Annotated in this window: 8 protein-coding genes; 5 read left to right on the top strand and 3 right to left on the bottom strand. The window is 60.2% G+C overall.

From position 1 onward, the window contains the following. From K1X75_18055 to K1X75_18065, 3 genes are all read left to right on the top strand, one after another. A partial coding sequence (locus tag K1X75_18055) for an ATP-binding cassette domain-containing protein (GenBank protein ID MBX7059971.1) occupies positions 1 to 750 on the top strand: 750 nt, incomplete at its 5' end. Further along, positions 747 to 2,219 carry an ABC transporter permease subunit gene (locus tag K1X75_18060; GenBank protein MBX7059972.1) on the top strand — a complete coding sequence of 491 codons (1,473 nt, stop codon included), beginning with the start codon at positions 747 to 749 and terminating at the stop codon, positions 2,217 to 2,219. The genes K1X75_18055 and K1X75_18060, both read left to right, overlap by 4 nt. Before the next feature lie 162 nt (positions 2,220 to 2,381). Further along, positions 2,382 to 5,030: a PAS domain-containing protein gene (locus K1X75_18065; GenBank protein ID MBX7059973.1), complete on the top strand. Its 2,649-nt coding sequence runs from the start codon at positions 2,382 to 2,384 to the stop codon at positions 5,028 to 5,030. Here K1X75_18065 and K1X75_18070 read toward each other — a convergent pair. Next, a complete protein-coding gene (locus K1X75_18070; protein MBX7059974.1) occupies positions 4,979 to 5,890 on the bottom strand; it encodes a cupin domain-containing protein in 912 nt (303 codons plus the stop codon). The two genes, K1X75_18065 and K1X75_18070, sit on opposite strands and share 52 nt — an antisense overlap. Positions 5,891 to 6,022: 132 nt before the next feature. On the opposite strand from K1X75_18070, the gene K1X75_18075 reads away from it, so the two are divergent. After that, a complete protein-coding gene (locus K1X75_18075) occupies positions 6,023 to 6,871 on the top strand; it encodes an NAD(P)H-binding protein (GenBank protein MBX7059975.1) in 849 nt (282 codons plus the stop codon). A 131-nt stretch (positions 6,872 to 7,002) separates the two neighbouring features. Here the strand turns inward: K1X75_18075 and K1X75_18080 are convergent, their stop codons facing one another. Both K1X75_18080 and K1X75_18085 read right to left on the bottom strand, forming a co-directional pair. After that, entirely contained in the window at positions 7,003 to 7,380 is a 378-nt protein-coding gene (locus tag K1X75_18080; protein MBX7059976.1) for a rhodanese-like domain-containing protein, read from the bottom strand. A gap of 19 nt (positions 7,381 to 7,399) precedes the next feature. Beyond that, complete coding sequence (locus K1X75_18085; protein MBX7059977.1) at positions 7,400 to 8,056, bottom strand: TetR/AcrR family transcriptional regulator; 657 nt, start codon at positions 8,054 to 8,056, stop codon at positions 7,400 to 7,402. A gap of 423 nt (positions 8,057 to 8,479) precedes the next feature. Here K1X75_18085 and K1X75_18090 point away from each other — a divergent pair. Further along, on the top strand, positions 8,480 to 10,554 hold a 2,075-nt coding region (locus tag K1X75_18090), incomplete at its 3' end, for a PAS domain-containing protein (protein MBX7059978.1).

A 10,554-nucleotide genomic window follows, 5' to 3' on the forward strand; every position in this document is an offset into this window, starting at 1 on the left:
CTGGAAGATGTCGCCATCATGTTCCAACTGGATGGCGTCAGTTTCCGATATGCCGACGAGTTGGCCCTCGACCAGATCACACTGACGATTCCTTCCAGGAAGATCACAGCGCTGATGGGCGGCTCCGGTTCTGGCAAGTCCACTGTGCTGCGATTGCTGCTTGGTTTGATTCGACCCGCGGAAGGAGTTGTGCGCTATCACTCTACGGACATCAGCGCCCTGGATGCGCTGCAAATGCGTCGATCCATAGGATTTCTGACTCAATCCGGCGGTCTTTTTCCGCATTTGAAAATCGATCAAAATGTCTCCATTGTTGCACGCGCCTTGCGGCATCCGCGCCAGGTAATCCGCGCCCGGCTGGCGGAACTGTGCGACCTGGTGCGCCTGGATCGCGGCCTATTGTCTCGTTTCCCACATGAGCTCTCCGGCGGCCAGCGTCAGCGTGCGGCCTTGATGCGTGCGTTGATGCTTGATCCAGAATGTCTGTTGCTGGATGAGCCCTTCGGGGCCCTGGACCCCCTGACCCGTTTTGATCTTCAAACGGAACTCAAGGCAATCTTTGTGAAACTTGGAAAAACGGTGGCTCTGGTGACCCACGATCTGGAAGAGGCGCAGTACTTTGGCGACCTGATCCACGTTCTACATGCCGGCCAAAATCAGCAAAGCGGGACCTACGCTGAATTGCGCGACCGGCCAGCCAACGAGTTCGTTTCGCGTTTCTTTGCAGCGCGACGCCAGGGGCGGTCATGAATATCCATCGCCAGATTCTTGTCGGTATTGCTCTGCTGGCGCCTGCTGTTCTTGCAGCACAGACGGTTGTCGGTTCTAAAAAGTTTACAGAGTCCATCATTCTGTCGGAGATTGCCGGCGGCGTTCTGGAATCGAGCGGCCTTACTGTGGCCTACCAGCGCGAGCTGGGCGGCACGCGTATCCTCTGGGAGGCATTGCTGCGAAAAGACATCGATCTCTATCCAGAATACACGGGCACGCTGCTTGCCGAGATTCTGCGTTTACCGGCGGACACGGAGGCGGCGGAACTTACACGACTCCTTGCCGAACGCGGCATTGCTATGTCCGCGCCGATCGGCTTTGAAAATACTTACGCCCTCGGAATGCGTCGCCAGCGCGCGACGAGTCTTGGACTGCGCCGATTGTCCGACCTGCACGCTCATCCCGATCTGGTCTTTGGATTGAGCCATGAGTTTCTGGAACGACAGGACGGCTGGCCGGGATTGCGCCGGCGATACGAGCTTGAGGGCGGCGACCTGCGCGGCATCGACCATGAAATCGGATATCGCGGACTGGCGTCCGGCGCAATTGACGTGATCGATCTCTATACGACCGACGCAGAAATTGCATACTACGACCTGATTGCGCTGGAGGACGACCGGGGCTACTTCCCCTCTTATCAGGCGGTCTTCCTGTTTCGCCGCGATAGCGATTTGCAACTGGGCCGGGCGCTGGACGGCCTGGCCGGAAAAATCGACGAGCGGCGAATGATCGCGCTCAATGCCCGCGTACAGCTTGGCGGCGAATCGCCCTCGAAGGTCGCCACGGATTTTCTGCGCGAGGCAATGCAAATCGATCGCCCGGCGTACGAGGAAAGTCTGAGCGCAGCAATCCTCGCGCGAAGCGGCGAGCATCTTCTGCTGGTTTCTGTTTCGCTGCTGCTGGCGGTCCTGTTTGGCGCGCCTCTGGGCTTTGTTGCAGCGCGTCGCGCTCGGCTGGGCGCGACAATCCTGGCCGTCGCCGGCGTGATCCAGACCATTCCTTCCCTGGCCCTGCTGGTCGCCTTGCTGCCCCTGATGGGTATTGGCGCTGCACCGGCGCTTACGGCTTTGTTTCTCTACAGTCTCCTGCCGATTGTGCGCGGTACGGCGCTTGGCTTTGGCGGCATCAGCGCTGGAACGCACGAAGCGGCGGAGTCTCTGGGTTTGCCTGCCTGGTTCCGATTCTGGCACGTCTACTGCCCGATGGCCTTGCCTTCGATCTTGAGCGGCATCAAGACGGCGGCTGTCATCAATGTCGGCGTGGCTACCCTGGGCGCACTGATTGGCGCTGGCGGCTATGGTCAGACCATTCTCAAGGGAATCCGACTGGATGATACGCAACTGATCCTGGCTGGCGCCCTTCCGGCAGCGGCCCTTGCCTTGCTGATCCAGGTCGCTTTTGATTTGATCGAGCGGCTTGTTGTATCGCGCGGCTTGCGCCAGCAGTAAAGCGGCGCCACATCCAGCGCTGGCTGCTCTCGGCGCAGGCAAGGCAAATTGGATTGGGACAATCTCCGTAGTAGCCCCTACGGTTTTTTCCAGCGATTCGCTGGACAGACGTTCGTCGGCATAGTCTACTGAGCTTGTTCTCAAATGGAGCGCCGGGACTCTATGCCATCTTTCTTGCGACAGTCGGGCGCCGGATTGTTGATCGCCATTGTCTTCAGCGGCGCCGCCTACATCGCTCAGTACCTGGGCTCTCACTATCTCTTGCTCTGGATGTTTCCTGGCGTCGCCCTGGCGGCCTATCTTGCCGGCCGCCTGGGCGCAATCAGCGCCGCGCTGGCGTTGAGCGTGGCCGCCATCCCGCTGGAAATGATTCACGGCGCGCCGGAACATCGGCCGCCGCTGCCGCAGCTGGCGCTTGCCGATCTGCTATTCCTCCTGTTCTCCGTGGCAATCGGCGAGATCTCCGAACGCTGGAAACGATTGGTGGCGCAAAACGCGCGGCAGCTGGAGCAAGAGCGGCAACGGTATGCAGAACTTGTCCATTCTGTGGCCGGCATCGTCTGGGAGGCGCGCATCGACAATTTCTGCTTTACCTTTGTGAGCGAGCAGGCGCGCACACTTACCGGATACAATCCCGAAGAATGGCGAGAGCAAGATTTCTGGATCGATCATTTGCACCCCGAAGAGCGCAGCTCCGTTGCACAGAGCTGTCGCCTGGCCGCCAACCGCGGCGAGGCCCACACCATGCAGTACCGCTTTCGTCGCAAGGACGGCAGCTACCTGCTGCTCCGCGATTTCGTGCAGATTGTCCGGGAAGACGCAAAGCCCGTAATGCTGCGCGGCTTGATGGTCGACATCAGCGCTATTGAGGAGCGTCGCAAGCTGGAGGATTTTTTTTCCGGCGCGATGCGCAGCAGCGTTGATGAGATCTACGTGCTGGAAGCGATGACCGATACAAGCGGAAAGGTCTCAGACTTTCGGATCTTCTCGCTCAATGAACGCGCCTGCATCGAGGCTGGCATGCAACGCGAGCAGATGCTGGGCCGGGGGATGGGCGAACTGTTTCCCGCGCAGCGCAGCGCCGGCATTCTGGAACAGTATATCGCCGCCTATGAATCGCAGACGGCTCTGGATCACGAATGCGAAATCGTAGCGCCCAATGGCGCCGTCGCCGTCTATCGCCAGCAGCTATTGCCCACCGACGGCGGCCTGATCCTGTTCCAGCGCGAGATCTCCGGGCGCCGCATGCTCACTGACGCAATGGAGCGACTGAATGAGCGTTATGAGGCGGCGCTTGCCGCCAGCCAGCTGGGCGTCTGGGAATTTACTGATTCGCCCAACGGACTGCGCTGGGAAGACGGAATGTACTCGATATACGGCATTGAGCGCGATGGCCCGGCCCCGCCGCTGGAGGTCTGGCAAAGCATGGTGCACCCGGAGGACCTCGAAGCCACGGATCGCGCCTTTCTGGATGCGCTCGAGCGCGGCGCAGAGATTGAAACCAGTTTCCGCATTGTCCGCCAATCAGACAAGAGCATGCGCTGGATCCGCGCTCGCGGCAAAGCCATTGCAAGCAGGAACGGTCGGGCGCGTAGATTGATTGGCACCAACGAGGATATTACGGATCGCAAGCTGCAAGAGGCGCGCCTGCACCGCGCCGAGCGCATGCAGAGCCTTGGCGCGCTGGCCAGCGGCATTGCTCACGATTTCAACAACATACTTGCGATCATTGCCGCCAATTGCGAACTTTGTGAACGCCTGGCGCGCGATAAGGAAGAAGCTCGAATTCGCCTTGCGCACATTGGCGAGGCCATCGAGCGCGGCCGGGCCATCGTGCAGCAGTTGATTGTTGTCTCCGGCAAACAGTCTGCAGCCGACGAACAGATTGAACTTGGAGAGCGGGTCAAGATTGTAACGCAAATGTTTCGCGAGGTGCTGCCGCGCAATATCCGCGTAGAGTTGGAATTGTATGATGAGCTTCCTCCCATCCTGGCGCCGGCCAGCCGAATCGACCAGATGCTGATGAACCTGTGCGTCAATGCTCGCGATGCCATGACGCCGATGGGCGGGGTATTGCGGCTTGCCGTGCGACGCGCTTCGGGCGAAGAGCTGGCAGCGCTTGCCGGCGCGGAAGCGGCCGTAATTCTGGAGGTCAGCGACACTGGCTCAGGCATGGACGCCGCGACGCAGAGTCAGATCTTCGAACCCTTCTACAGCACCAAAGAGCCAGGCTCAGGCGCCGGCCTTGGTCTGGCCATCGTCGCCGGCGTGGTGGAACAATTGCAGGGCGCAATCCAGGTGAGTTCTGCGCCTGGCAAAGGAAGCCGATTCGAGGTCACGCTTCCGGCGCAAGCCAGGGCTTCGGCGGCCATTGGCGATACGCGCGAGCGCGCAGGTTCGGGCGAGAACAGGCCCGGCGCAGATCATGCAGGGCAAATGCCTCCGCCGCGCTCTGTTCTTCTGGTCGAAGATGAGCAGGGATTTCGCGAAACCCTTGCCACGCTCTTGCGACTGGAGGGCTACGAAGTGCTGGAGGCAGCTAATGCTGAGTCTGCACGGGCCATTTTGCAGGAAGCTGACGCGCCGCCCGACGCGGCGATTTGCGATTTGAACATGCCGGGGGAAGCAGCAATTGATCTGGTGGACTACTTGAGCGTCCAAATGAATCCGGATCAGATCATAATTTCCAGCGGCTACATCAGTCCGGAAACGCAGGCGCGTCTGCAGCGCGCCGGCGTTCGTCGTCTCCTGACCAAACCCTACGGCGTAGCCGAATTGCTGCGGGCGCTGGGCCGCGGCGTGCGACCGTAGACTCTTTTATACGCCTTGGAAAAAGCAAAGGCCGACGAGTATCCGACGTGCTGTGCCACGCGCTCCAGACTGATCGAGCGGTCTGCCATCAACGTTCTTCCGCTTTCCAGGCGCAGGCGCGTCAAATATTCGATTGGCGTGGCGCCCAGCGTATCTCGAAAACGCGTTGCCAGCGAAGCGCGCGATAGGCCAACGCTGCGCGCCAGGCTATCCAGGCGCCAGGGCTCGGCGCTGCGGCGATGCAGGAGATCAAGCGCTGCGCCAACCTTTTCGTCCTTCATGGCGCTGCGAAAGCCAGGCCGCTCAGCTGGATGCAATTCGATCCAGCGTCGCAGCGCATAGTACAGGAGAATGTCGGTAAGTCGCTCCAGGACCAGGGCCGGACCGTTGGCGTCCTGCGATTCCTGTGAAAGCAATTGTAGAGTATGCAGTAGCGGATCGTGAGCCGCCAGATCGCGGCCCCGTACAATCAGAAGTACTGGCAATTCCTGGAAAAAGGGATGGGCATCGCCGTCCGGAAACTCGTAACGCACAGAAAGCAGATCCACGCTGTTTTCTTGCGCAGCCCGCCGCGTTGCGCCGGGCTTTGTATCCAGCAAGCGCTGCAAGGGCGCGGCTTTTTGTTGCGGGCTGGAAAGCAATTGGTGGTCCGCGCCGCGCATCACGAAGACCACATCGCCCTGCTCCAGTATGCTCAGCTCCCCGTCCATGCGCATGTAGCAACGGCCGCGCTGGATGACATGAAAACCGCCGCTGCGCCGGCAGGGGAAATTGTATCCCCAGGCGCCGCTGAGCGTCCGCTGCAGGAGCTTGTGCTGCGTCAACTTCGCTCGTTTCAGAATCCCCGACAGCAGGTCCATGACCCCGGCATGAGCGAACATATCCACACGTCTATTCAAATATACGATTGGATATGTATTCTGGCCCCAGGGCTATGGACAATTTTGCCGGTCGGCCTGATACTCCAGTCATCAACCCGAGGAGAAGGGACAATGAAGGTATTTGTTTATGGCGCGCGTTCGCTAACCGGCGGCGGCATTGTGGAAGAGCTGCTGGCCAGCGGTCATCAGGTAGTAGCCGGGGCGCGGCAGCCGGAGTCGCTGCCGGTCCGCAAGAATTTGAGTTATGTCAGAGTGGACGCGTCGCAGCCACAGCTGGGATTGGAAGCGCTGGATGGCGTTGAAGCGCTCACGTTGCTTTCGCCGCCCGGATTTACAACGCAGTTTGAAATTCTATCGCCGTGGATCTCCCGCGCCCAGGAGCGAGGCTTAAAACGCGTTGTACTGATGACGGCGATGGGCGTCGAATTTGCGCCGCCTGAAGCGCCAATGCGTAAATCAGAGCTATTTTTGGAATCGAGCGGCCTGGATCATACGATCATTCGACCAAACTGGTTCATGCAGAATTTCAACACCTTCTGGGTAGAGGGCATTCGTAAGGACCGCAAGATTTACTTCCCCGGCGGCGAGGCTCGAACCAGTTTTATCGATGCCCGCGATATTTCGGCTGTAGCGGCGAAACTGGTTGCTGGCCGGGAGTTTCTACAGCAGGCCATCAACCTCACCGGTCCGCAGGCTCTGTCGCATGCCGAAGTCGCCGCACAGATCTCCGCGGCCATCGACCAGAAGGTGGAATATGTCGACATCAGCTCGCAGCAATTCCAGGACTCGCTTGCTGCCGCCGGTTTGCCTCCCGACTATGTCGGTTTCATGGTCTACATTGCCGGCGCCTTGAAGGAAGGCCATGCTGCGCCGATCACAGACAATGTACAGAAAGTCCTTGGTCGGCCGCCGCGGGACTTTGCGGGCTACGCACGCGATTCCAAAAAGGCGTGGCTCTAATTTTCGAATCTAGAGAAAGCGATAAGGCGAATGTGGGCCGCGTTTGCGACGCACATTCGCCCTTTTCAAAAGCGCTGTCGGATCCAGTCCGCCGCCTGTCAAAATTCACTGCAGAGAAGTCGGCACGCGCTTTAGCGTTCCATCGTGCCTTGCCAGCTGAGGATGCCGCCGCGGAGATTCAGAACACGTTGAAATCCGGCTTCGCTCAGGACCCGCGCCGCTGCAGCGGAGCGTACTCCGGAGTGGCAGTAGACTGCGACTGGCTGGCTGCGATTCAAGGCAAGCAGGCGGGAGCGAAAGTTCGATTCGTAGTAGTCCATTAGTCTGGCGCCGTGCAGGTGTCCGGCGGCGTATTCTTGCGGCGTGCGCACATCGATCAAGACGACGCCGGGCGCCTGGATGGCGCGGGCAAAGGCTGGGGCGTCCAGATCTTCATAGCCCGCTGCCGCATCTGCAGTGCAGGCAAGACCCAACAGCAGCAGGCCGATTGCAAAATGATTACGATGCATCCTTGAAACTCCAGCGGCTTCAGGCTTCGACTGTCGGCAGGCGCCGCGTCCCTGAGCCTGCGCTCGTCTGGCCACGGAGCGCGGCGACGCTGGCGCTGGCAAACAAATCGAAGTAGTTGTGATCTTTGCTCAGGCGCCACATCTGCGCGGCCCCCTGGTACTGCATTAGAATCAGCCGCGACAGGACCGCCGCTCTGGCCTTTTGCGCATTGGGCAAACTGCATTGCCGCAGGTAGGACTCCAGCCAGCGGCGCCAGCGCTCCAGGCTTTGTGGCAATAGCTGACTGAAATCGTCAGCCGCTTGAGCGGAGAGCAGTGCCAGCGGACAGCCGTAGAACTTGCCGGCGGCGGCCCGCTTCTTGATATGACCGGCCCAGCTGCGCAAAAATGCGGCGGCATCCTCTGGATGTTTGCGGCGCAAGGCGCTCAGCAGCTGCAGCAGCGATTGTTCCTCGGATTGCAGGAAGGCGGCGCCCAGATCGCGCTTGGCCGGATAGTAGGCATAAAAGCTCTTCTTCGAGGCGCCGGCGCGGGCAATGATTTCGTTGATGCCTGCTGCGGCGTAGCCCTGCTCGTGAAACAGCTGACGCGCCGCCTGCAGCAGGCGCGCGCCCGGATTGGACTGCGACCTGGCGTCTGCAATCTGCTGCAGATCTTCATTTTGCGCTTCGAGCATGGGACGGCTGTGATTCGCGTCGCTGAACCGGCTAGAACTATTTTGGAGAACAAATTGTCTCCTGGCTGCGCGCGGCAGCAGCGCAAGGCGCCATTGCGGGCTGCAGTTCGCTATCCAATCGCCGGCCAATGCGCCAGGCGCAGGGGAAATGACCGCCGGCTTTTGCTTGAATCCATGGTCGATCTATTGTGCGATTGATCGGATGAATTGTGCTTCTCAAGCGGAAATAGTCGGCGCCGCCTTCGCCAGGTCGAAGGCCGCCGGCCAATGCTGCGGCGTCGCTCGCTTGACGGCCCAGAGGGGCCATTCAAAAAATGACACTGAGTTACAAAAACTGATGCACCCGGTATGGCTTCTGGCATTGGAAATTGAGGGCGGTTCCGTCGTCCGCTACTGTGGCACCCAGCAGCGGGACTCTGGCCGATGAAGCTGCGCTGGCGGCAGAGGCTGGCGCGATGGCTTGATGGTCGGCCCAGAGCTTCGCGCGTTCTGGCTGTCCTTGCAGCAACCGCTGCTGTCGGTGCAGTCATCGTTTTTCTGAATTATCGCAGTCATACTGCTTTTCTGGACGCCCGTCGGCAACGCAGCGCCTTACGCGAGGCGCGCAGGGACCTGACAGGCGGATTTCTAATGCTGCTGGACTCCGGCGGACCGCAGGCGGATGAGCGCCGGGATGCAGGCCGCCTGCTGCTGAATCGAGCCTCCGCCTTTTTTCTGCAGCAGGAGGACGATTTGAAACAGTATCAAGCGGACTTGCCGGGGGCTGCCGGGCCGCACTTCGCGCCCGCCGAACTCGTCTTTCGCCAGACGCTGCTGCGCTGGTCTCAAGCGCCCGCATCACGGCGCGCCGCTTTGAACGCGGAATTGTTTGGCAGCTACCAGCGCCTCACGCTTGCCGCAGAGCAGGTCGATGCCGCTTCTCAGCGTGCGGTCGAGGGTGCAATTGCTGGCATGGACCGTCAATTTCAACTGGCCGCTTCGCTGGCGTCCTTTGCCGCGCTGATGTTCCTGCTCTGGATGCTGGTCAATGCCTGGCTGGCCGAGGATCTCCGCCGCCGACAACAGGAGAGCGAGCTTCGCCTGCGCCTGCTTGGCGACAACCTGCCTGACTCCTATGTCTACCAGTACGAGCAAAACGAAAGAGGCTACCCCCGATTTATCTATGTGAGCGCTGGCGTGGAACGCGTCCACGGCATCCCGGTTGCGGCAGCCATGGGCGATCCGATGTTGCTTCTGGCTCAGCTCGATGCCGAAGCGGCGCCGCGATTGGCCGCAGCAGAGATCGAGAGCAAACGCACATTACTTGATTTTTCGGCAGAGATTCCTTTTCGGCGCGCTGATGGCGTCCCGCGCATTCTGGCGCTGCGTTCACGGCCACGGCGCACCGATCGGGGCGGCATCGTCTGGGATGGCGTGGCCGCCGATATCAGCGCTGCGCGCAATGCGGAAGCGGCGGCGCGCAGCAGTTTGCAGCGCTTTGAGGAATTGGTCGCGACGATTGATGAGGTATTCTATATTGCTACGCCCGACTTTGGAAAGATGCTCTATCTCAGTCCAGCCTACGAGCGCATCTGGGGTCGGACCGTTGGCAGTTGCTACATGCAGCCGCAGGGCTGGCTGGATGCAATTCACCCCGAAGACCGCGAACGTCGGCGTGCGGCGGCAGCCGCGCCGCCGGGCGGCAGTTTTAGCGAAACCTATCGAGTGGTTCGACCAGACGGCGGCCAGCGCTGGGTATCCGAACGCGGCTATCTTATTTACGGTCAGCAGCAATGGCCGCTGCGACTCATTGGCTCGGTTCGCGATATTACCAGGGAAATTGAGCTCGAAGCGCAGATGCGGCAGGCGCAAAAGCTGGAGGCCATTGGCCAGCTGGCCGGGGGCGTGGCCCACGATTTCAATAACATTCTGGCCGTCATCATGATGCAGCTGGAATTGCTGGAGCGCGACGCCGGATTGTCCGCTGAGGTTCGCGATACCCTTAAAGTACTGCGCAGTTACGCGCTGCGAGCGGCGGCTTTGACGCGTCAGTTGCTGGTGGTCGGCCGACGGGAGATCATGCAGCAGCGTCGACTGGGGCTGAATCAGGCCGTCGAGCAAATCAGTGAAATGCTGCGGCGAACGCTGCCTGCAAACATTGCACTGCAACTTGATCTGTATTCCGATGAGCTGGAAATCATGGCCGATACCGTGATGCTCGATCAAATCCTGATGAATCTTGCCGTCAACGCGCGCGATGCGATGCCGGCGGGCGGCGTCCTGTCATTTGCTACAGGCAGAGTCACGCTGCTTCCGGGCGCTGTACGCGGTTTTCCAGATCTGGCCGCCGGCGACTATGCCTTTGTCAGAGTGGATGATAACGGCGAAGGTATTGCGCCGCAGGCAATCGATCACCTTTTCGAACCATTTTTTACCACCAAGCCGCCGGGGAAAGGCACAGGGCTGGGCCTGTCGACAGTCCTGGGCATCGTCCAGCAGCACTCTGGCGGCATTCAGTT

The sequence above is a fragment of the Leptospirales bacterium genome (assembly GCA_019694655.1).
In the GTDB taxonomy this organism is placed as follows: domain Bacteria; phylum Spirochaetota; class Leptospiria; order Leptospirales; family Leptonemataceae; genus SSF53.